Source organism: Methylobacterium ajmalii (assembly GCF_016613415.1).
Taxonomy (GTDB): domain Bacteria; phylum Pseudomonadota; class Alphaproteobacteria; order Rhizobiales; family Beijerinckiaceae; genus Methylobacterium; species Methylobacterium ajmalii.
Genome location: NZ_JACWCT010000161.1, coordinates 45336 through 65617, shown reverse-complemented (window position 1 = coordinate 65617; position 20282 = coordinate 45336). Strand labels below are relative to the sequence as shown.

22 protein-coding genes are annotated in these 20282 nt (G+C 68.4%); 20 read left to right on the top strand and 2 right to left on the bottom strand.

Going from position 1 to position 20282, the window contains the following annotated elements; genetic code table 11:
• Positions 1–179 precede the first annotated feature (179 nt).
• The 18 genes from HPY23_RS28655 (at position 180) to HPY23_RS28575 (ending at position 14341) form a co-directional block, all read left to right on the top strand.
• On the top strand, positions 180–1607 hold the full coding sequence (locus HPY23_RS28655) for a hypothetical protein (protein ID WP_200601535.1): 1428 nt from the start codon (positions 180–182) through the stop codon (positions 1605–1607).
• Positions 1608–1647: 40 nt separating this feature from the next.
• Entirely contained in the window at positions 1648–1863 is a 216-nt protein-coding gene (locus HPY23_RS28650) for a hypothetical protein (protein ID WP_200601536.1), read from the top strand.
• Positions 1863–3398: a hypothetical protein gene (locus HPY23_RS28645; RefSeq protein WP_200601537.1), complete on the top strand. Its 1536-nt coding sequence runs from the start codon at positions 1863–1865 to the stop codon at positions 3396–3398. Before HPY23_RS28650 ends, HPY23_RS28645 begins: the two co-directional genes overlap by 1 nt.
• A gap of 26 nt (positions 3399–3424) precedes the next feature.
• On the top strand, positions 3425–5677 hold the full coding sequence (locus HPY23_RS28640) for a DNA polymerase (protein ID WP_200601538.1): 2253 nt from the start codon (positions 3425–3427) through the stop codon (positions 5675–5677).
• Positions 5640–6161: an HNH endonuclease gene (locus HPY23_RS28635; protein WP_200601539.1), complete on the top strand. Its 522-nt coding sequence runs from the start codon at positions 5640–5642 to the stop codon at positions 6159–6161. Before HPY23_RS28640 ends, HPY23_RS28635 begins: the two co-directional genes overlap by 38 nt.
• A gap of 255 nt (positions 6162–6416) precedes the next feature.
• Positions 6417–6638 carry a hypothetical protein gene (locus HPY23_RS28630; RefSeq protein WP_200601540.1) on the top strand — a complete coding sequence of 74 codons (222 nt, stop codon included), beginning with the start codon at positions 6417–6419 and terminating at the stop codon, positions 6636–6638.
• On the top strand, positions 6635–7555 hold the full coding sequence (locus HPY23_RS28625; RefSeq protein ID WP_200601541.1) for a hypothetical protein: 921 nt from the start codon (positions 6635–6637) through the stop codon (positions 7553–7555). The genes HPY23_RS28630 and HPY23_RS28625 overlap by 4 nt, the downstream gene beginning before the upstream one ends.
• Positions 7556–7596: 41 nt before the next feature.
• Positions 7597–7941: a cupin domain-containing protein gene (locus HPY23_RS28620; protein ID WP_200646634.1), complete on the top strand. Its 345-nt coding sequence runs from the start codon at positions 7597–7599 to the stop codon at positions 7939–7941.
• Between the two features lie 51 nt (positions 7942–7992).
• A complete protein-coding gene (locus tag HPY23_RS28615; protein WP_200601543.1) occupies positions 7993–8589 on the top strand; it encodes an AAA family ATPase in 597 nt (198 codons plus the stop codon).
• Complete coding sequence (locus tag HPY23_RS28610) at positions 8579–9268, top strand: DUF3310 domain-containing protein (protein WP_200601544.1); 690 nt, start codon at positions 8579–8581, stop codon at positions 9266–9268. Before HPY23_RS28615 ends, HPY23_RS28610 begins: the two co-directional genes overlap by 11 nt.
• Complete coding sequence (locus tag HPY23_RS28605) at positions 9265–9438, top strand: hypothetical protein (RefSeq protein ID WP_200601545.1); 174 nt, start codon at positions 9265–9267, stop codon at positions 9436–9438. Before HPY23_RS28610 ends, HPY23_RS28605 begins: the two co-directional genes overlap by 4 nt.
• Entirely contained in the window at positions 9435–9755 is a 321-nt protein-coding gene (locus HPY23_RS28600) for a hypothetical protein (RefSeq protein ID WP_200601546.1), read from the top strand. The genes HPY23_RS28605 and HPY23_RS28600 overlap by 4 nt, the downstream gene beginning before the upstream one ends.
• A gap of 225 nt (positions 9756–9980) precedes the next feature.
• Positions 9981–10193 (top strand): hypothetical protein, encoded by a 213-nt coding sequence (locus tag HPY23_RS28595; protein WP_200601547.1) that lies wholly within the window; start codon positions 9981–9983, stop codon positions 10191–10193.
• A gap of 3 nt (positions 10194–10196) precedes the next feature.
• Complete coding sequence (locus HPY23_RS28590; RefSeq protein WP_200601548.1) at positions 10197–11900, top strand: portal protein; 1704 nt, start codon at positions 10197–10199, stop codon at positions 11898–11900.
• 3 nt (positions 11901–11903) lie between these two features.
• On the top strand, positions 11904–12821 hold the full coding sequence (locus tag HPY23_RS28585; RefSeq protein ID WP_200601549.1) for a hypothetical protein: 918 nt from the start codon (positions 11904–11906) through the stop codon (positions 12819–12821).
• Positions 12821–13138, top strand: a complete 318-nt coding sequence (locus HPY23_RS28580; RefSeq protein ID WP_200601550.1) for a hypothetical protein — start codon at positions 12821–12823, stop codon at positions 13136–13138. Before HPY23_RS28585 ends, HPY23_RS28580 begins: the two co-directional genes overlap by 1 nt.
• Positions 13139–13157: 19 nt before the next feature.
• Entirely contained in the window at positions 13158–13289 is a 132-nt protein-coding gene (locus HPY23_RS33680) for a hypothetical protein (RefSeq protein ID WP_268926646.1), read from the top strand.
• Complete coding sequence (locus HPY23_RS28575) at positions 13286–14341, top strand: major capsid protein (RefSeq protein ID WP_200601551.1); 1056 nt, start codon at positions 13286–13288, stop codon at positions 14339–14341. Before HPY23_RS33680 ends, HPY23_RS28575 begins: the two co-directional genes overlap by 4 nt.
• Positions 14342–14392: 51 nt before the next feature.
• On the opposite strand, the gene istB is transcribed toward HPY23_RS28575, so the two are convergent.
• Both istB and istA read right to left on the bottom strand, forming a co-directional pair.
• Positions 14393–15136 carry an IS21-like element helper ATPase IstB gene (istB, locus tag HPY23_RS28570; RefSeq protein ID WP_091891940.1) on the bottom strand — a complete coding sequence of 248 codons (744 nt, stop codon included), beginning with the start codon at positions 15134–15136 and terminating at the stop codon, positions 14393–14395.
• A gap of 11 nt (positions 15137–15147) precedes the next feature.
• A complete protein-coding gene (gene istA, locus HPY23_RS28565; RefSeq protein WP_091891943.1) occupies positions 15148–16686 on the bottom strand; it encodes an IS21 family transposase in 1539 nt (512 codons plus the stop codon).
• 296 nt (positions 16687–16982) lie between these two features.
• On the opposite strand from istA, the gene HPY23_RS28560 reads away from it, so the two are divergent.
• Together HPY23_RS28560 and HPY23_RS28555 are read left to right on the top strand one after the other, a co-directional pair.
• Positions 16983–17609, top strand: a complete 627-nt coding sequence (locus HPY23_RS28560; RefSeq protein ID WP_200601552.1) for a hypothetical protein — start codon at positions 16983–16985, stop codon at positions 17607–17609.
• A 1-nt stretch (position 17610) separates the two neighbouring features.
• Positions 17611–20166 (top strand): phage nozzle protein, encoded by a 2556-nt coding sequence (locus tag HPY23_RS28555; RefSeq protein ID WP_200601553.1) that lies wholly within the window; start codon positions 17611–17613, stop codon positions 20164–20166.
• The last annotated feature ends 116 nt before the right edge of the window (positions 20167–20282 follow it).

The window sequence follows — 20282 nt, the reverse complement described above, 5'->3', positions numbered from 1 at the left end:
CGCTGCTCCTCCCCCTCCTCGCGGGCCCGGCCTGGGGGAACCCCTACCCCGCGCCCATCCTGGACCGCCTAATCCTCCAAGGGGAGGGGTCCACCGGGGCTATTGGCTCGATGAGTGCCCGCGCCGCAGGTTCGGCCTCGGCGCGAACCCTTACGGAGTGGTTCTCGGACAGGGCCAACGTGGTGGCGTTCGCGGGGCCAGACCTCAGCGCGAAGGTCGCGGCGGCCTGCGCCAGCCTGCCCCTCACGGGCGGCACCCTTTACATCCCCGGCCGCACCTACTCCACGGGGGGGCGCCTGGCCTGCGATGGTAAGGCGGTAAACTGGGTGGGTGACGGCCCGGGGGTTACAGTCGTCCAGTTCACCTCGGCGGTGCCGGGACAGGCCGGCCTCTCGGCGGCCCCCGGGGACGCCCTGCGACCGGTGACGGTCCGGGACATGAGCCTCATCACCGTGGTGGACCAGACGGGCGGCAACGCGGCTCTCACGCTCCGGTACGCCCCGGCCCCCTCCAACATCTTTAAGGGGCCCCGACTTGAGAACGTCGAGATTGCGGGGGTCGGCAACAACACAACGTACTGGGCCAAGGGTGTAGACGCCTACAACCTCTGGGGCTTTGACATCCATGGGCTCCACATTCGAGGCAAGGATGTCGGGAGCGCGACGGCCTTCCCCGACCTTAACATGGCCGCCGCCATCAGCATCACAGGTGAGAGTGGCGGCGGGTGCTCGGACGGCAAGATTACGGGCGTCAACGTCTTCTTCGCGAAGTACCTGGGCTTGGTTTCGGGGGACTGCGAAGGCCTCCACTGGGTGGACAACACCGGGGTCGCGGTGGACCAGGGCGTGGTGTGGCCCAACGCGCGGGCCCACCCTGGGTTCTTCATCAGCCGTAACCACATCAACGCCTTTACGCGGGCTGTTGCCATCAACGGCGCCTCGCAGGGCGTCATCTCAGACAACCTGTTCTACAAGTGGGGCGGCTCATCGCAGCCGTTCAAGGGGGTTGTGCTCGGCGCGTACACGGCTGGCGGCGTGACGTACTATGCCGTGGACAATAACATCCACCACAACACCATCGTCGGGTTTGCTGGCGGCGGTTCGGCTGGCGGTGAGGCCATCGGGCTGGACGCCTCTGGCGGTGATGGCAACCTCATTCAAGCCAACAAGTTCCTGACCGTGGACTGGGTCTTCGACTTCGGGAACCAGGGGTCCACCAACACGGTGGCCGACAACACCGCCACCGGGACGGTGAGCGGCTGGCAGAAGCGCATCGGGCTCAACACGATAAGCCGCAACAACACCCCGGTCCAAACTGGGGCCGACCCGTGGTTCATCCCGATGGTCGGTGGTGGTTCGCTGAATGTGGGTGCGTGGTTCCAACGACACTTCCTGGCGGCGGACAGCGCACCCGCGACCTATACGGACTTCACCAACGCCGAGGCCGGCCGCCAGATCACGATCATCGGGCAGAACGCAAACAGCACGATCGCCCACAACACCCGCATCCGTCTCCGCGGCGGAACCAGCTTCACCAGCTCCGCCGGCTCCACCCTCACGCTGACCTACACGGGTGAGTATTGGCTGGAGATCGCTCGCACCCAGTGACGCCGCCCGGCGGACCATCCTCAAACACGGAGACTAACCCATGGCCACCCAACCCGCGGCTCCGGCCGCCGGGATGATGCGCGTTGTCCGCATCGCCCACCATGTCACCGAGGCCTACGTGACGGCCTCCACCCCGGCCCAGGCGCTCGCCCTGGCGAAGGCCCTCAAGCCCACCGACTGGTACACCCGCCCGGTGCTCCAGCCGGCCGGCGAGGATGTCTTCGAGTACAACGTGGTCTCCTCGGACGGCCTGTGATGGTCCGCAAGCTGGTCCTCGCCGCGGTCCTGGCGCTGGCCGCCTGGCCGGCCCTGGGGGCAGACCGCCCGACACCCGCCCTCGACGGGCTCGGGATCGGCACCACGGCCCTCAAGGGGCACATCAAGATCCTGCCCAACGGCGTCCCGGCGTTCCTCAACGCCCACGCCCCGTCCAACACCCCGCAGCCGGACGGCATCTTCATCACGCCCTCGGGCCCCTACGTGGACTACTGCTCCATCGGCGGGTGCCTGGACGGACCGCACCTGCGGTCGCACATGCTCATCAACACGACCACGAAGACGGGGCCGGACTCCCAGGAGAACGCCCTCGCCATCAACTTCACGTCGAAGACCGGCAAGTACGGGCGCTGGGCCCCCAGCACGGCGTTCGCCACCGGCGACATCGCCAAGGTCTTCGGGTCGGTCTGCGGGGCCTACGGCGGGGGAGGCTACCAGAACGACCTCCAGGACTGCCTCTACCAGGCGGTCGCGGGCGGCACGACGGGCTCCCAGGGCCCGACCGGCAACACCACGTCCTACCAGGACGGCTCGGTGGTCTGGAAGTTCTACGGCCCCGGCATCCATGACGGCAAGACCGCGCTCAACATCGCGTGCAACGCCGAGGAGGGCTCGGGCCAAATCTGGTGCACCAACTTCAACTTCTCGGTTCGCTACAAGGGCGCCGGTACTGCCTGGGGTGAGGAGAAGGACTGCAACAACGGCAACGAGGACTCGTCGGCCGGCTCGCGGTTCTTCATGGCTTGCACCTTCTACGGCGGCGGCGGCCCGGGGACATACCCATTCCTCGCCCACCAGTTCGTCGGCTCTGGCGCGGTCAACTCCGGCTCGGCCCAGCCCTACGGGGCCCACGCCTTCATCCACATTGCCGGGAGCCCCGGGGACGTGGGGTCGGTCCTCAAGGACAACGTGATCCTGGACGGCGGCAACTCGGACACCACCATCCGGGCCCTCTCCGGTCGCCGCCACGCCATCGCGTTCCTGCTGGACGAGAGCAACTCTCAGGTGGTCCTCAAGGCAACCGGGAGCCACGCCGGGGGCGGCCTCGACTTCAAGGGGGCGACCTTCCCGGCCGGCACAGCCATCGCCGTCCCCACCACGTCGTTCATCGAGTGGGACGGTGGCAACTACATCGGGCGGAACGCCGGGCTCGGCGCCTTCACGATCGGCTCCAGCACCAGCGGCGCCGGCTACTCGGCTGCGGCCTGGGACAACGGCGACCTCTCCTACGCCAACCACCTCTGGTCCCGCGGCAACGCCCCGACACTCGTTTCCTGCGGGGCGGCCAGCCTCGTGGACGGCGCCACGGACGACCACGGGGTCATCTCCCTGCCCACCGGCGGCACCGGGTGCACCGTCAACTTCGCCTCGGCCCGCCAGAAGAAGCCCGCGTGTTCCTTCTGGATGACCTCAGGCCAGGTGCCGTCCGGCTCCACCGCCACCGTGGGCATCGTGCTCGCCTTCTCGGCGGTCCCGGCGGCGACCGAACTCCAATACCAATGCCGCGGGCGGTGACCCGGGCGACATGAGGAGCCCCTGACATGAGCGCCGCCCTGGCAACCCGATGGCGCCCCGAGGACGAAGAGTGGAACCCGACGCCGTTCCTCCAGGCCGGCCGCTCGGGCAAGGGGCGGCGCCTCTACTGGGACACCGAAGGCAACGGCCTCCTCCGGGCCCAGGGCCGGGAGGGTACCCCGAGCTACAAGCGGGCCGGCGACAAGGTCTGGTGCCACGCTGCCCTCGACCTCGACACCGGCGAGGAGTTCTACTGGGGGGTGGACCTCGGGCCCCACTCCGTCGAGGAGGGCCTCCGGTTCGTCGCCGAGGCGGACCTCCTCATCGCCCACTTCGGCATCGGCTACGACTTCCCATACGTCGAGAAGCTCTACCCCTGGTGGACCCGCCCGGCCAAGGCCTGGGACAGCCAGGTGGTGGCCAAGGTGGTCTGGCCCTACGACACCCTCATTGGGCCGGACCTCAAGCGGATCAACGAAGGCCGGATGCCCGGCAAGTACCTGAAGTCCCACTCCCTGGCGGCGTGGGGCTACCGCACCGGGACCCACAAGGGCGACTACACCGGAGGCTTCGACGCCTGGCAGCCCGCCATGTCCACCTACCTCATGGGCGACATCCGCGGCGGGGCGGCCCTCTGGCGGCTCATCGAGCGCCGGATAGGCTGGGCCAAGGATTGCCCCCCGGACACCTTGGTGTGGCCCGAGCTGACCCTGGAGACCGAGAACGAGGTCGCCCGGATCATCCACGAACAAGAGGAGGACGGCGTCCGCTTCGACCGGGAGAAGGCCATGGCCCTGGTGGCCGACCTTCAGAACGAGAAGCGGCGCATCGAGGTCCTCCTGGTGGAGGCCTTCGGTTCCTGGTGGCAGCCCCTCTGCGACCCCGAGGTGGGCGAGGAGATCGGCGCCACCCAGGAGCGGGCCCTCCCGCAATTCCCGGACATCACCGTCCGCCGGTTCTCCGAGAAGACCGGCAAGGAGCTGAAGGCCTACGTGGGGCCGCCCAAGGAGCTGCGGACGAAGGGGGACCGCCATGTCCCCATCGAGTGGACCACCTTCAACCCGGGGTCCCGCGATCACCTCGGGATGAGGCTCCAGGCCGTCTACGGGTGGAAGCCCAAGAAGTTCGGCAAGGACGGCAAGCCCTCCGTGGACGAGAGCACCCTGGAGGAGATCCCGGATGCGGTCCTCCCGGCGGCCATGCGCCGGCTCATCCTCGACTACTTCGTGGTCTCCAAGACCCTCGGCACCCTCTCGAAGGGGCAGAAGGCCTGGCTCAACCTGGTCACCCCCGAGGGCCGCATCCACGGCGGCATGGATACTTGCGGCGCCGTCACCCGACGCGGCACGCACAAGAACCCCAACCTGTCGGGAACACCAAGCGTCCGCAAAGAGAAGGTGAAGGGCGATGACGGGACAGTACGCGAAGAGGTACTTAAGGGGCTACCGGGTCGGTACGGATTTGAGTGTCGAGACCTATTCGTGGCCGACACCGGCTGGGAGATCACCGGAGTTGACGCCTCCGCCCTCGAACTCATCGACCTTGGACACTACCTTGAGCCGCTTGACGGCGGGGCTTTCCGAGATCGCGTCTGCGATCCTACCCGAGACCCCCACACCGAGCACGCCCAGCTAACGGGTATGAGCCGGGCCAACACGAAGACGGCTACTTACCTCTACGTGTACGGCGGGTCGGCCTACAAGCTGTCCCTCGACCCGGCCATGATCGTCCTCCCCGAGGAGGTCCCCGAGCTGCTGGCCTACCGGGGCCTCCCCATGCTCCTCAAGAGCCTGACCAAGCGGTTCGATGAGGACTTCGTCCTGAAGCTGGACGACATGCAGAAGGCCCGCATCTCCAAGGCCCGGCAGATCATCGTCGCCTTCGAGAAGGGCATCGACGGCATCAAGGACCTCAAGGAGAAGGTCGGCAAGGCGGCGGAGCGCGGATGGCTCAAGGCCATGGACGGGAGCAAGATCCACGTCCGCAAGGCCCACGCGGCGCTCAACGCCCTCCTCCAGACGGCCGGCGCCATATCGTGCAAGGTCTGGAAAATGATCCTCCACCGTAAGCTGCGGGCCGCAGGGCTCAAGCGTGGGGTGGACTTCAAGCAGGTGCTCTGGGTCCACGATGAGGTCCAGCTAACCCACCGGCCCGGATTGGGCCCCCTCATCCGACAACTGGCCGAAGAGGCCCTGGTGGAGGCCGGCGAGCTGCTGGGCCTCCGCGGAAGGTACCGCACCGATGGCAAGACCGGGCTCTCCTGGGCCGAAACTCACTGACCTCCTCGGGGAAATCCTGGAGCAGTTCCGCCTTGTCGGCGAGGACATCGTCCGGGCCTCTACCGGGAAGGTGGTCCAATTCCGGCCGCAAGCCAAGCGTGGTGGGTACGGCCAGGTAGGGGTGGCGGACGGCAACGGCCGGTCCATTCTCGTGTCCTACCACCGGGTCAAGTTCGCACTCGCGTGGGGCTTTCTACCCCGCACGGTGGACCACCGAGACACCGACAGGTCCAACAACGAGGTGGAGAACCTCCGGGCTGCCACCCACCAGGAACAGAACCGGAACCGGGCCCGCCCTGGTGGACTGCGGAAGTCCGGGCTCCCCCGCGGGGTCACCCGCAGACGGAACGGCCGCTTCACGGCTGCCGCCACCGTGGACCGGAAAGTCTTGTGCCTCGGGACCTTCGACACCGCAGAGGAGGCTTCGGCCAACGTCGAGGCGTACCTGAAGGTGGAGCACGGGGCGTTCTACCGTGCCGCATGAAACCCGTAGCCGCCCCCAGGTCGGCATCGGCTACCACGGGGACCTCCCAGACGACATCTGGGACCTCCTCGCCCACTGCCACCGAACCCCCCTGTACGTCTCCAGCAACATCGCCCGTGAGGCAGCCGTTGTGGTCGCCCTCGCGGCGTCCATGGGCTGGCTCTCGGTGGTGGACCTGGACGGCAAGGGCTTCTCACGAACTTGGAGACTTACGCCTGAGGGTGGCTTTGCGCTCCGCAACAAGGGACACGGAACATGAAACCCCTGAAGACACTCGCCCTCGGCTGGGCGGTGGCGTTTGGCATCTTGCTCGGCCTCCTCGTTATCGCCGTGGGCTCGGTCGTCGGCTTCGTCTACGTGGCGCTGGCGGCGAGTGAGAGCTTCGGGCTCCTCGGGGTGGCCGCGGTGATCCTGGTCCTTGTCGCCGGGATGGGCGCCACCGTGTTCGCGATCGACCTGGCGAGGGGCAAGGTGTGAAGACCCACCTCCTCATCGACGGGGACGTGGTCGCCTTCTCCAGCGCCGCGGCTGCCCAGAAGGTGGTCGAAGGGGAAGACGGCTGGGTCTACCCGATGGCCCATAAGGCCGAGGGCGAGGCCATCGTGGAGAACGCCCTGTGGAGCCTGAAGACCGGGCTCGGGGCCGACTCCTTCGAGGTCATCCTCACGGACCCCGCCGACAACTGGCGGTTCCAGGTGGACCCCTCCTACAAGGGGAACCGCACCGGCGAGCGCCCGCTCCTGCTGGGGTACCTGAAGGACTACCTCCGGGAGCGGCACGGGGCCTACCACTGGGCGGGGCTTGAGGCAGACGATGTGCTGTCCATCAAGATGACCACGCCACCGGGCTGCGACGTGTGCGGGGGGGATTGCGCCTCGGCCAACCCCCAGCCGGTCTTCTGCGGCGCTCCGCCCCGCCTCATCTGCGTGGGCCGCGACAAGGACTTCAAGTCCATCCCGGGGCTCCACCACACCTGGAAGGACCTCGACGCCCGCGGCAAGCCCATCGTCCGGGAGGTCACCCAGTGGGAGGCCGACCGCTGGCACCTCATCCAGACCCTCGCGGGGGATGCGGTGGACGGCTTCAAGGGCTGCCCTGGGCTGGGCATGAAGCGGGCCGCGGAGATCATCGACAGCCCGCACCGGCTGACCGCCAAGGAAGGCGTCATCACCCGGGGCATCAACAAGGGCCAGAAGGTGACGAAGTGGGTCGCCGAGCCCACCCGGGACTACTGGGAGGCGGTGGTCTCTCAGTACCGGAAGGTCGGCCAAGGAGCCGAGGAGGCGCTGGTGTCGGCCCGGCTGGCCCGGCTGCTGCGCTTCGGGGAGTACGACCCGGAGACCGAGGAGCTGACCCTGTGGACCCCCGAGATGCTCCGGGGAGTGGGACAGTGAAACTCCTCCAGGCGGCCCCCGATGGTGGGGCCAAGTCTGGGGTGAGAGGGTATTTCCTCATCGAGCACAAGAAGACCCTGTCCATTGTCCTCCTCCGTTTCGAGAAGGGGACACGCGAAGCCTTCCACGAGCACGCCTTCAACGCTCTCACGGTCTGGCTCAAGGGTCGTGTCCTGGAGCACCACCTCGACGGGCCCACCAAGGCCTTCCGGGGCGGGCAGTGGAAGCTCACCCCGCGCTCGACCTTCCACAAACTGGAGGCGCTGGAGACCACTTGGGCCATCTCCTTCCGGGGGCCTTGGGTGGACCGCTGGCGGGAGTGGCGGGGCGGTCGGATGGTCACCCTGACCCACGGCCGCAAAGAAGTCCCCGGTCCGGGGGTCTGAAGAACTAGCCGCGACCAGCGGCACCAATCCATCACAGCAGGAGAGAGACCCATGACCCGTCGCCCTGGGCCGTCCGAACTCGTCGTCGTCAACCTCTGGACCGGCCCCTGCGGCGGCAAGTCCACCGTGGCGGCGGGCCTCTTCAACCTCCTCAAGCAAGGGGGTGTCCGCGTCGAGCTGGTCTCGGAGTTCGCCAAGGACCTCACCTACGAGCGCAACTACGGGAGCCTGGAGAACCAGCTCGCCATCCTCGGGGAGCAGGACCGTCGGCTCCGCCGCCTGGTGGGCCAGGTGGACTTCGCGATCACCGACAGCCCCCTCCCGATGGGCATGGTCTACATGACCCCCGAGTACGAGGAGTGGCTCCCGGCCGCCATCGAGGGCGCCTACGAGCGCTACACCAACGTGGACTTCCTGCTGGCCCGGGGCGACTGGCCCTACCAGACGGTGGGCCGCAACCAGACCCAGCACGAGGCGCTCACCCTCGACATGCAGATCCGCCGGGTCTTCACCGAGTTCACCCAGTGGAACGGCGCGGCCGAGGACTTCGACGCCCAGGCCTTCCACATCCGGTCGGACGAGTTCGCCCCCTTCAAGATCGCCCAGTACCTGGAGATCGACAGCATGGAGAAGCTCCTTGCAGCCTAAGAGCCACAGCCGGGAGGATGCCTTCGAGCCCCAGATCCACGGCTGTCTGACGTGCCAGGACGGCCGGGGTGTCTGTCCCGGCGACCCGTGCCCCCGCGAGCTGGTCCACCGGGCCCACGTCACCAGGGGCATCCCCGTCACCGACTACGCCCGGGGCCGTGACGGTCGCCGCTATGTCACCGTAGGGGGCCTGTCCCTCTACGCCTCCCCCGCCGAGGAGGAGATGATCCGCATGTCCGCCCTGGAGCAGGCCGTGACGGAGAACCTCCTGGCGGCCGAGGCCATGGGCATGGTGGACGCCGGGGAGCTGGAGGCAGCCTGCGCGGCCTCCCTCGCCAACCCGCCGCAGCCCGCAGGCACAGGCAAGCCCTTCAAGCCCTACGTGGCGGGGTGCCGGTACTGTCGGGACGGAGAGGTGGCCTGCGGACTCCCCGAGGCGTGCAAGCGCCAGGCGGGGGCCCCGGGCGACAACGTCCACCTCCCGAAGCACTATGCCCGCTTCAAGATCGAACCCATCTCGTTCATTTGCGAGAACGGGCTCAACTTCTTCCAGGGCAACGTCGTCAAGTACGTGCTCCGGCACGACGCGAAGAACGGGCTCGAAGACATCCGCAAGGCCAAGCGGTACCTGGAGATGTACGAGAAGTACCTTCAGGGCGACAAGGAGTGGTGGAGATGAGCCTGCCCGTCGTTCTCCTCCTCGTCCACTGGAACAGCTCCGGGGGGCCCACCGTCGTCACCCAGCGGTTCACCACCGTGGCCGCCTGTGAGCGGTTCGCAGCGGACTACCGCGAGCTGCGCCCCTACAGCGGCACCCCCTCCTGGCGGTGCCGGAAGGACCCCGAATGATCCCGCACAAGCCCAAGAACCACGTCCAGGAGGTCATGGAGACCATCCGCCAGGACGCCGCCACGGGCACCGTCTGGCCGGACATCCCGGAGGACCTGGTGGACTTCCTGGACGCCACCTTCCCGCCGCGCTGCTACCAGTTCGGCGCGGAGGCCTTGGAGGAGCACCTCCTGTACGCCGGCTCGGTCGCCCTCGTGCAGGTCCTCCGGGGCGTCTTCGAGCGCCAGGCCAAGGAGGCCGAGGACGACGCGGAGGATGGCAGCGAGGAGTCATACTGGGCCGACCGGGCCGCCGCCGGCCTCGACACCGGGGGCTGACTGTGTGCTTCGGCGGCTCCAAGTCCACCAACAACGTCAACTCGCCGGCCTACGCCGCGACCCCTGAGGGCGGCGCCACGGCCATCCAGCGGGACAGCGTCGCGTCCCCGGCGGACAACACCCCGGCCGGCCGCGGGCTGGCTGACAGACCCACCCAGGCTGACGTGACCTCCGTGGACCGGAGGACCAACGCGGCTGGGATCAACGTGAGAGGAATGCTCTGACATGTGCTTCGGTGGTGGTGGCGACGACAAGCCCACACCGGCCCCCGCGCCGGCTCCCCCGCCCCCGGCCCCGCTGGCCGAGGAGACCGACCCCACGGCCCCGCGCAAGGCCGAGGACAAGGCGAACTACGACAGCACCACCCCGAGCCTGAGGGTGGACCGCTCGACCACCTCCGGCGGCGTCGGGGCGGGTGGTAGCGGTCTTCGGATGTAGCGGGTGGCTGACAACTTCCTGCCCGCCACGGGCCAGGGGGTAGCCGCAGACGAGGACTGGGAGGAGGGGGAGGACCGGGGCGAGTACAGCCTCGGGGAACCGGCCAAGGACGCCTACGAGGCCCTCTCGACCTATCGCGAGTCCGTCAACTGGATGGCCCGCCGGATGGCCGAGCTGACCATCCCCTCCGTCTTCCCCCCGCAGGGCTACCGCGCCGGGGACGACCTCCCGGGCAACAACCACTCGCTCGGCGCCCAGTGCGTCAACACGCTGGCCTCGAAGCTCCTCTTCATGGCCTTCCCCCCGGGCCAGCCCATCGCGAAGCTGGAGCCGGTGGTCGCCTCGATGCAAGAGGCCATCGACCAGGACCCGGAGCTGTACGCCAAGACCCTCCTGGCGCTCTCCCAACTGGAGCTGATGCACCGCAACAGGTTCGCATCGACCCCGCTCCAGGCCACCTACGTGGGGTACCTCAAGCTCCTGCTCATCGCCGGCAACGCGCTCTGGAAGCACATCCGGCTGGGCTCCCCCACGTTCCACCGCTCGGACTGCTACGTGGTCTCCAGGGACCGGAACGGGCACCCGCTGGTCACCATCCACCACGAGAAGGTCCGCGTCACCACGCTCCCGAAGGACGTGCAGGAGGCCATCTACGAGGACCGCCCCGAGCTGCTGGACGTGAAGCCGGAGTGGTCCCGCGAGGCCGACATCTACTCCGTCTGCAAGCTGAAGACCGGCGAGGCGGACGATGATGGGGACGAGGACCGCTCCTGGCTCTACTGGCAGGAGACGTGCAAGGGGAAGCTCATCCCCGGCACCGAGGTGGAGACCGACTACGACGACGCCCCCATGTGGCCGGGCTGGCTCATCGCCAACTACGGCGACAACTGGGGCCGGTCCTACTGCGAGGAGTATCGAGGCGACCTCTTCTCCGCGGAGGTCATGGCGTCAGCCCTCAACGACGGCACGGCGCTGGCCTCGTGGGCCCTTACGTTCGTCAAGCCCGGCTCGCGGACCTCCGTGCGCCAGGTCCAGAAGGCCCGCAACCTCGACATCCTCTCGGGTGCCGCCGAGGACGTGACGGTCTTCCGCTCGGACAAGACGGCCGACTTCAACTTCGTGGTCAACCGCGAGGCCACTGTGGGCCGCCGGCTCGGGGCCGCCTTCCTGCTGGACAGTGCGACCCGCCGTGAAGGCGAGCGCGTCACAGCCGAGGAGGTCGCCCGGGTCGGCCGCGAACTCGACCAGGCCATGGGCGGTCTCTACACGCAGATCGGCCACGGCGACCAGCGGCGGATCATCATGCGGGCCATCCGGCTCCATGAGGAGGAGAACCGCAAGGTCCCCGCGCTCCCCAAGGGCGTGGTGGATGTCAACGTGGTCACCGGCGTGGACGCCATGGGCCAGTCCACCGAGGTCAACAACCTCACGGGGTTCGTGAAGGTCCTCGCCGAGACGTTCGGCAACGAGGCAACCGCGAGTCTCCTCAAGGCCGGCAACTTCGCCTCCCGCCTCGCCGCCGCAATGTCGGTCAAGCCGGATGGCCTCGTGCCGTCCCAGCAGGAACTCGACCAGGCCAAGGCCCAGGCCCAGCAGCAGGGCATGGCCCAGGAACTCATGGGCAAGGCCGCCGGGCCGGTCGCCGGAGCGCTCGCCGCCCGCATGGCGGATGGCGGGCAGTCACCCCCAACAGAAGCAGGACAGTAACGCATGAGCGACACCAAGCCGGGCGCCGTCGAGGTGGAGATCGTCCGCCCCGGTACCGCCACGGAGAAGCCGACCGGCGCCAACCCGCAGACCGTCCAGTCCGACGACACGGAGCTGGACTTCGGGTCGGGCCTCGGGCCGGAGGACCAGGAGGACGAGGAAGACCTCCCGGAGACCACCCCCGAGGACGAGGACAAGCCGGAGGGCGACGACGAGCCGTCCGAGGGCGACCTCCCGGACTACGACCCGGACAACGAGGAGACCAAGGCCGCCTACGACAAGAAGTACTTCACCGACGGCGGCAAGGTGAACCTCCAGGTCCTCTCCGCGGAGTACTTCACGAACGCCGAGAAGGGCGAGGACAAGGCGGGCCTCAACGCCGGCACCTACGCCTACCTGGAGGATACCCTCGGGCTCGACAAGGCGGCGGTCCAGGAGATCGAGCGAGGGCAGCTCGCCCTCCGCGACCAGGCCACCCAGGCCTTCTACACCAAGGTCGGCGGCAAGGAGGGCTACGAGGCGGCCCTCGCGTGGGCCAAGGACGGCGGCTACAGCGAGGCCCAGCGCCAGCGCTACAACGCCCTCCTCGCCAAGGGCGGCGCGGACTTCGAGGACGCCGCCGAGGCCCTCATGGCCCGCTACGCCAAGGCCACCGGCAAGGCGGCCCCCGAGGCCGGCCGGCGTGGTCCCCCGCGGGGCCGGCGCCCCAGCTCGCCCCAGCGTGACGTGACCGGAAGCTCCCGTACGGGGTCCGGCGAGGGCGGCCCGAAGATGACCCAGGCGGCCTACGGTCAGGCCTGGCGCGGCGTCCTGGACGAGGTCCATGCGGCCAAGAAGTCCGGCGACAAGGCGGCCATCCGTGCGGCCGAGGCCAAGCGGGACAACCTGCGGGCCAAGGCTCGCCGGCAGGGGCTCGTCTGATGGGCGGCGCCGTCCTCTCCTTCCAGGTCAAGCAGGCCATCTCCTCGGGCCTCGCGGCCCTGGTGGCCCTCGCGGCCATCTGGGGGTTCGACCTCTCGGCCCTCAACAACCCGGTGGTCCAGGGCATCATCATGTCGGTGGCCGCCGCGGCGGCGTCCTTCCTGGTGAAGCCCCCGGCCAAGTCCCCGCCCACCCTGGAGGAGGCCTACCATGTCGTGGACAAGGCCAACCAAGCTCGCGAGCGCAGCGTGCTTCGCGATGCTTCTCCCGATCGGCTGCATGAGGACGACGGGTTCAAGCGGCCCGACCCGCAGTAGCCCGCCCAGTTACCAGGCGGTGGTCTGCAAGACCCTGAAGCCCATCGCCTGGTCTGACAAAGACACCGCCGAGACCATCCGCCAGGTCAAGGCCAACAACGCCGCCTACAAGTCCCTCGCCTGCGGGCAGGGCACCAAGGAGAACCAATGAGCGTCTACACCGACTCCCGCTCCCGCCCCGGCGCCAAGGGCACGAACGACACCAACGACCGGACCACCTTCCTCACCGAGTTCGGCGGCATGGTGCTCAAGGCCTGCGACGAGGTCATGAACTACGACTCGATGCGCTGGACCAAGCAGATCACCCAGGGCAAGGCGGACACCTTCCCCGTGATCGGCCGGAAGCGCGACGGGCAGGAGCACGAGCCGGGCGAGCTGATCCTCGGCGGCAAGATCGACCACGACGAGGTCGCCATCTCGCTGGACAAGATGATCGTGGACTCGGTCTTCATCGCCGAGATCGATGAGCTGATGCTCCACTATTCCATCCAGGAGCCCTACGCCAACCAGCTCGGCCAGTCGCTCGGGTCCATCACGGACAAGCGCATCGCTATCATGCACATCCTGGCGAGCCGCGGCGCCAGCATCCACCAGGACGCCGGCAACCTCCCGGTCCCGGGCTACTACTGGGCGGCGGACCTGAAGACCAACGCCGCGAAGCTGGAGGAGGCCCACTACGCCGCCAGCCTCTACGCCCGGCAGAACGACATGTCCGGCGAGCCCTGGAAGTCGATGCTGCCCCACCAGCAGGTCCTCCTCCTCGCCCGCTACACCGGCATCGAAGGCGGCCCGGTCTCGACCGGCTCGGCCAACCGGGCGCAGGGCACCGTGGGCCCGCTGGGCGGCATCCAGCCGAACGGCACCAACCACATCCCGAACGTCAACATCACCACCGGCAACACCAAGTACCGGGGCAACTTCTCGACCACGGTCGGCCACATCTCGAACCGCATGGCGGTCGGCACCCTGGAGCGCCGCGGCCTGCGGATGAACATGGTGGACCAGAAGGACCGCCTGGGCACGCTCATCATCGCGTCCATGCTCAACGGCCACGGCACGCTGCGCAACGAGTGCAGCATCGAGCTGCGCACCGACGCCATCTCGGTGCGTATTCCGACGAAGCCGGCCGGGTGTTCCGATCTGATGCCGGCCATCACTCCAAAGCGAAGCCGGCCACCGGCCCGATCTGAAGGCGGCCGGTGACGGGGTGCTCCCACGGGTCAGAGAGGAAGATCACGAGGTTGGGTCAACGGGTCAAGCGGCGGGCTCGGCAGCCTTGCGCTTGCGCAGGCTCTCGCCGGCCAGCTCGATGCGATGAGCGTTGTGGACGAGCCGGTCGAGAACGGCGTCAGCCAGCGTCGGGATGCCGATGATCTCGTACCAGCGGTCCACCGGCACCTGGCTGGTGATCAAGGTCGAGCCGGCGTCGTAGCGATCCTCGACGATCTCCAGGAGGTCGCGGGCTTGCTCGGGCAGGAGCGGCTCGGGTCCCCAATCGTCGAGGATCAGCAGGTTCACCTTGGCGATCTGACGCAGCAGCCGGCCGTAGCGGCCGTCGCCACGGGCAAGGCCGAGCGCCGCAAACAGGCGCGGGACCCGGTAGTACAGGACCGAGAAGTCGTCCCGGCAGGCCTTGTGCCCGAGCGCGCAAGCCAGCCAGCTTTTGCCGAGGCCGCACGGGCCGGTGATGATGAGGTTGCGCCGGGTTCGGATCCAGTCGCCGGTGGCGAGCCTGAGGAACAGGGCCCGATCCAGGCCGCGATGGCTGCGGTAGTCGACGTCCTCGATGCTTGCGGGGTGACGCAGGCGGGCCGCACGGGCGCGGGTCTCGAAGCGCTTCTGGCGGCGCGCCGTCGCCTCGTGCTCGAGCAGCAAACCGAGCCACTCGGCGTGGTCGAGCGCACGGGCCTCCGGGTTGGCCTCGAGCGTCTTGAACCCCGCCGCCATGCCGCTCAGGCCGAGGTCGTGCAGGAGATCGAGAGTGGGATGGGTCAGCATCATCGTCTCCGTCACTGGAAGTAGCGCGGGCCGCGCAGGTTGGGATGGAGCAGCACCGGGGCTGGCTCGGGAGGCGCTGCGGCGCGTTCCAGACCGTTGGCCAGGATCGAGGCAATGCTCGCGTAGGTGAGCGCCCCGATGGCCACGGCCCGAGCCGAAGCGGCCTCCGCCCGGCCAGGGGCGAGCCCGCGATAGAGGCGCAGGATGCCGAGGCAGGTGCGGAAGCCCTGTTCGGGATGCGGCCGATCATGGAGGACGGCGATGACCAGCCCTTCGGTCTCCGGTCCGATGCTGCGCGCCCAGCGCCGGAAGCGCTCGGGGCTCCACTCGGCGTAGCGCCGATGCGCGCTGGGCATGTGCGCGGGATCGGTCCCGTGGCGCCGGCCGCCGTAACGACGTTCGTGAGCGGCGACGCGCTGACCGCGGTGGAACACCTCGACCGTGTGCGTCGTGAGGCGGACGTCGACCTGCTCGCGGATCAGGGCATGGGGCACCGAGTACAGGAACCCGCCCGCCTCGACGTGGTAGTCGAGGTTGACCCGGGCCAGCCGCCACTCGGCGAAGATGTAGTCCTCCTCCGGCAGCGGACGCAGAGTTGCCCGCTCGATCGCCTCGAACAGGGCGCGACGCGTGGTCCCGAGCCGGCGCATGAGATGAGCGTTGATGCGCTCCACCATCTCGGCAATTGCGGCGTTACATTCGGCCAGTGAGAAGAACGTCTGCCGGCGCAGCCGTCCCAGGATGTAGCTCTGGGCAAAGCGGACGCCAGCTTCCACTTTGGCCTTGTCGCGTGGCTTGCGGGGCCGCGCCGGCAGGATCCCGATACCGTAGTGGTCAGCCATCATGCCGTAGGAGCGGTTGATCTCCGGGTCATAGAACGAGGCCTTGTGCACCCCGCTCTTGAGGTTGTCGGGCACGACGAGGCGGGGAACGCCGCCAAGGAAGCGGAACAGGCGAACGTGGGCGCCGATCCAGTCGGGCAGCGCCTGGGTCCAGGTTGCCTCGGCGTAGGTCAGGCTCGACGCGCCGAGCACCGCCACGAAGATCTCGGCCTCGCGTACGACGCCCGTGGCAGGATCGACGATCCCGATCTTCTTGCCGGAGTAGTCGACGAAGATCTTGTCACCGGCCGCGTGGTGCTGGCGCATCACCGGCGTGAGACGGCCCTCGAACTCGCGGTAGAGGTCACAGAAGCGAGAGTAGCCGTAGCCCTCCGGATGAGCCTCCCGGTACTCCTCCCACAGCACCATCAGGTTGACCCCGGGCCGGCGCATCTCCCGCACCAGCGACGGCCAGTCCGGTTCGGGCAGCCTACGCAGTCCCGGCTTCACTCCGGCTCGGGCGAACAGGCGCTGCTCCAGCATCGCGTCGCTGACCTCGGGGCCAAGCGGCCAAGTCACGCCGGCGGCGCTCGCCCGGGCGAGGTTGTCCTGCACGGTGGAGCGGGCAATGCCCAGTGTTCGTCCGATCTCGCGCGAACTCACACCGTCGTGGGCGAGCCGCAGCATCTGTCTGATCTGTCGCATGGTCAGCTCTCTCCTGGCCGGCATTCCGCTCTCCTCGTCGTCGAGGACAGGATTGCCGCGGTTGCTGACCCATGGGAAAACCGCCGCCGATTTCGGCTACAGACTGGCCGGCTTCATCTCGGAAAGGTGGCCGGCATCAAATCGGAACGCTGGCCGGCTTCGTCTCGGAAGAGGTGGCCGGCTTCCTTCGGAATCCGCAATCTCGGGCCGCACGCCCATCTCGGCCTGACGCCAAGGGACCCCCGGGAGCAATCCTGGGGGTCTCTCCTTTCGCGTGGGCTGTCGCCTCCCGCTGCCCAGCCGCAAGGAGAACCCCAACGATGTCCTCAGGTATCGAACCGTCCGGCCTCACCGCCGCGAACGGCACCACGCTGCTGCAAGCCGTCAACCAGATGCTCCAGGCCATCGGCCAGGCGGGCGTGATGAGCTTGCAGACGGAGAACATGACGGAGCCCGCCCAGGCAGCCCTCCAGATGCTCTCGGACACCAACGCCGAGGCCCAGAGCCGGGGCTGGCACTTCAACACGGACGAGGAGCTGCTCCTGGAGCCGGATGTCTTCGGCTTCATCAACCTCCCGGCCAACGCCCTGTCGGCCACCATCAACCCCCGGAGCTACCCCGCAGATTTCACCTGGCGGGGCCAGCGGCTCTACGACCGGGGGCGGCACACCTACCAGTTCACCGGGCCGGTCTACGTGGACCTCACCTCGGCGCTGGAGTTCGAGGAGACCCCCCAGCCCTTCCGCTGGTACGTGATGGCGTCCTCGGGGCGGAAGTTCGGGGTGAGCCGCCTACCCGACAGCGCCACCTACAAGTTCACCAGCCAGGTGGAGCAGGACGCCTGGGCGGCGCTCCTCCAGTTCGACCAGGACGCCCGATCGGCGGACCTGTCCAGCACCAGCCCGCACTTCGCCAGCTTCAGGCGCGGCCAACGGAGGATCGTCTGACATGGCGATTACCTCCAAGACCGTCCCCAACCTGGTCCAGGGCGTCTCCCAACAGTCGCCCCAGCAGCGCCGGGACAGCCAGTGCGAGCTTCAGTATGACTGCGTGAACTCGCCCAAGGACGGCGCAGTGGCCCGCAATGGGGCCGAGGTGGTCCGCTACCACGCCGGCTTGGACCTCCGAAACGCCTACTGCTACGAGCTGATCCGGGGCCGCCAGGAGCACTACCTGGTGGTCTGCCGTCGGCGGGCGGAAGGGGGCGTGACGGTCTTCGACTTGGCGACAGGCCAACCGTGCGTCGTCACCTACCCCGCGGGAGCGCCGCCGGCCTACTTCGACAGCGACGAGGTGGCCGAGTACGCTTTCACCGCTCAGACGGTGGACGACTACACCTTCATCGCCAACAAGACTGTCCGCCCCGGCTTCACCGCGGACCGCACCCTGTCCCGCCCCCGGGAGGCCCTGGTCTTCTTCAAGGCCGGCGGCTACTCGATGACCTACGCCATCTCCATCCTGTGGAACGGCGTCACCTACCGCTGGCTCTACCAGACCCCGGACAACTCCACCTCGGCCAACGCCCCGTATATCGCCACCAACTACCTCGCCGCCATCTTCTACCGCGCCATGTCCGGCTCCGTGCCCGGCGGGACGGTCTCCGGCGAGGCGGTGGGCGGGGTCTACGACGGTAACCCTGGGACGGGCAGTCTCCGCGCGGAGACCTCTCAGGATGCCGGGGCCGCCCCGACGCTCCCCGAGCTGGGCTTCTCCATCGCGATCAACGGCAACCTCCTCCGCATCTGGCGGAACGACGGCCGGAACTTCACGATGGACACCTCGGACAGCGCCGGGGACACCTACCTGCTGTGCTTCAAGGATACCGTCCGGTCCTTCACCGAGCTGCCCCGGGGCGGATTCCAGGGGTTCCTCCTGAAGGTCAAGGCCAAGCCCAGCTCGCAGGACAACACCGCGGACTACTTCGTGGAGTACGTGGCTGGCGGCGCGGCGGCCTCCTACTGGCAGGAGCGGGCGGCGCCCAACATCCCCTACGTGCTCGACCCCGACACCATGCCCCACGCCCTCATCAACACGGGCCCCGGGCTGTTCGAGGTCCGGCCCCAGGTGTGGTCCACCCGGATCGCGGGGGATGGGGAGGACACGGCGAAGGACCCAAGCTTCGTCGGGAAGCCGATCGAGCGGATGTTCTTCCACAAGGGCCGCCTGGCGTTCCTCACGGAGGGGTCCGTCATCTTCTCGAAGGCGAGGAACCCCTTCACCTTCTTCCCCGACACCGTTCAGACCCTCCTCGCGGACGCGCCGATCGACATCACCCTCACGGCCTCCGAACAGGTCGCCCTCATGCGGGATGTCGCCCAGGTGGACGAGAGCCTCCTGCTGTGGGCCCAAGGCGCCCAGTTCCGGGTGGCATCGGGCAACGACCCGTTCCGCCAGGACACCGTCGAGGCCAGCCTCACGACCGCCTACGAGTTCGCCGAGAAGGCTAACTTCGCGCGGGTGGGGGCGAGCCTCTACTTCGCCACGGAACCCAACGCCTACGCCACGGTGCGGAACCTCCTGTTCAACCAGGGGCGCCCCGTCGGAGACACGGATGTCACGGCGCACATCTCCGAGTACATCCCGGCCGGCATCAAGCGGCTGTCCCCGAGCGACACCGGGCAGTTCCTCTTCGTGCGCTCCGGTGGCGCCCCCGGCGACCTCTTCGTCTACAACTACCTGGTCCAGGATCGGACGGTGGTCCAATCGGCTTGGAACCAGTGGCGCTTCCCCGTGGTGGGCATCCTCTGGGCCGCCGTCTACCGCCTCGACCTCCTACTCCTGGTCCAGCTCCAGTCCGGCGTGGCGTTCCTCAAGCTGCCCTTGAGCGCCCGCGCGGTGGACGACGAGGCGGGCTCCGGCTACCGGACCCGTTTGGACCTCCGCGTCACCGAGGCGGCGTGCTCGGTGGTCTACGATGCGGATGCCGACACGACCACCGTGCGGCTGCCCTACGCCGTGTCCGACCTCCAGGCCATCGGCTGGCTGTTCGTCAGTCGGGCCAGCTCGGCGGCTCGGCCTCGGGGGCGGGAGGCCATCATCGTGGGGAGGACCACCGAGCTTCCCGAGACGGGCCGCGGGTTCATCCTCAAGGGCGACTGGAGCACCACCCCGTTCTACGCCGGCAACCGGATCGTCTCGGAGCGGCTGGAGAGCACCTTCTACCTCCGCACCGAGGAGGGCGTGGTGCCCACCGACAGCATCACCCTTCGAGAGTTCAACCTCCGCTACGCTGACACCGGGTACTCGCGCGTCGAGGTGGACCGGGGGGCCGGCCGCGAGCTGGCCCGCTACGAGCTGCACCCCATCTCGGTGGGCACTTCCGACGCTCCGGTTGGGGCGCCCCCGAGCCTCGCCAAGGGGACCCTCAAGGCCACCCTCGACGCGCCGCACGAGTCCGTTCAGGTCCGCCTCATCAACGACTCGTGGCTGCCCTCGCGCTGGCAGACGGCGGACTGGCGGTACGATGCGGTCCTCCGGGCCAAGACGGGGGCTGGGGGGCGATGATGGAGTTCGAGGTGCGCCCCGCCCACCCGGACGACACCTACTGGGTAAACCGGGATGTGCGGCGGGACGATCGCGTGGAGTGGGCTCTGGCCGCCGGCCGTCCGCTCCGCCGGACC

Bases quoted from the DNA above. Each gene is read 5' to 3' on its own strand.
- HPY23_RS28595 (WP_200601547.1), top strand. From the start codon at position 9,981: ATGTGCTTCGGTGGTGGTGGCGACGACAAGCCCACACCGGCCCCCGCG.
- HPY23_RS28580 (WP_200601550.1), top strand. From the start codon at position 12,821: ATGGGCGGCGCCGTCCTCTCCTTCCAGGTCAAGCAGGCCATCTCCTCG.
- HPY23_RS28645 (WP_200601537.1), top strand. From the start codon at position 1,863: ATGGTCCGCAAGCTGGTCCTCGCCGCGGTCCTGGCGCTGGCCGCCTGG.
- HPY23_RS28635 (WP_200601539.1), top strand. From the start codon at position 5,640: ATGGCAAGACCGGGCTCTCCTGGGCCGAAACTCACTGACCTCCTCGGG.
- HPY23_RS28650 (WP_200601536.1), top strand. From the start codon at position 1,648: ATGGCCACCCAACCCGCGGCTCCGGCCGCCGGGATGATGCGCGTTGTC.
- HPY23_RS28615 (WP_200601543.1), top strand. From the start codon at position 7,993: ATGACCCGTCGCCCTGGGCCGTCCGAACTCGTCGTCGTCAACCTCTGG.
- istA (WP_091891943.1), bottom strand. From the start codon at position 16,686: ATGCCGGCCAGGAGAGAGCTGACCATGCGACAGATCAGACAGATGCTG.
- istB (WP_091891940.1), bottom strand. From the start codon at position 15,136: ATGCTGACCCATCCCACTCTCGATCTCCTGCACGACCTCGGCCTGAGC.
- HPY23_RS28555 (WP_200601553.1), top strand. From the start codon at position 17,611: ATGGCGATTACCTCCAAGACCGTCCCCAACCTGGTCCAGGGCGTCTCC.
- HPY23_RS28585 (WP_200601549.1), top strand. From the start codon at position 11,904: ATGAGCGACACCAAGCCGGGCGCCGTCGAGGTGGAGATCGTCCGCCCC.
- HPY23_RS28605 (WP_200601545.1), top strand. From the start codon at position 9,265: ATGAGCCTGCCCGTCGTTCTCCTCCTCGTCCACTGGAACAGCTCCGGG.
- HPY23_RS28560 (WP_200601552.1), top strand. From the start codon at position 16,983: ATGTCCTCAGGTATCGAACCGTCCGGCCTCACCGCCGCGAACGGCACC.
- HPY23_RS28630 (WP_200601540.1), top strand. From the start codon at position 6,417: ATGAAACCCCTGAAGACACTCGCCCTCGGCTGGGCGGTGGCGTTTGGC.
- HPY23_RS28640 (WP_200601538.1), top strand. From the start codon at position 3,425: ATGAGCGCCGCCCTGGCAACCCGATGGCGCCCCGAGGACGAAGAGTGG.
- HPY23_RS28575 (WP_200601551.1), top strand. From the start codon at position 13,286: ATGAGCGTCTACACCGACTCCCGCTCCCGCCCCGGCGCCAAGGGCACG.
- HPY23_RS28600 (WP_200601546.1), top strand. From the start codon at position 9,435: ATGATCCCGCACAAGCCCAAGAACCACGTCCAGGAGGTCATGGAGACC.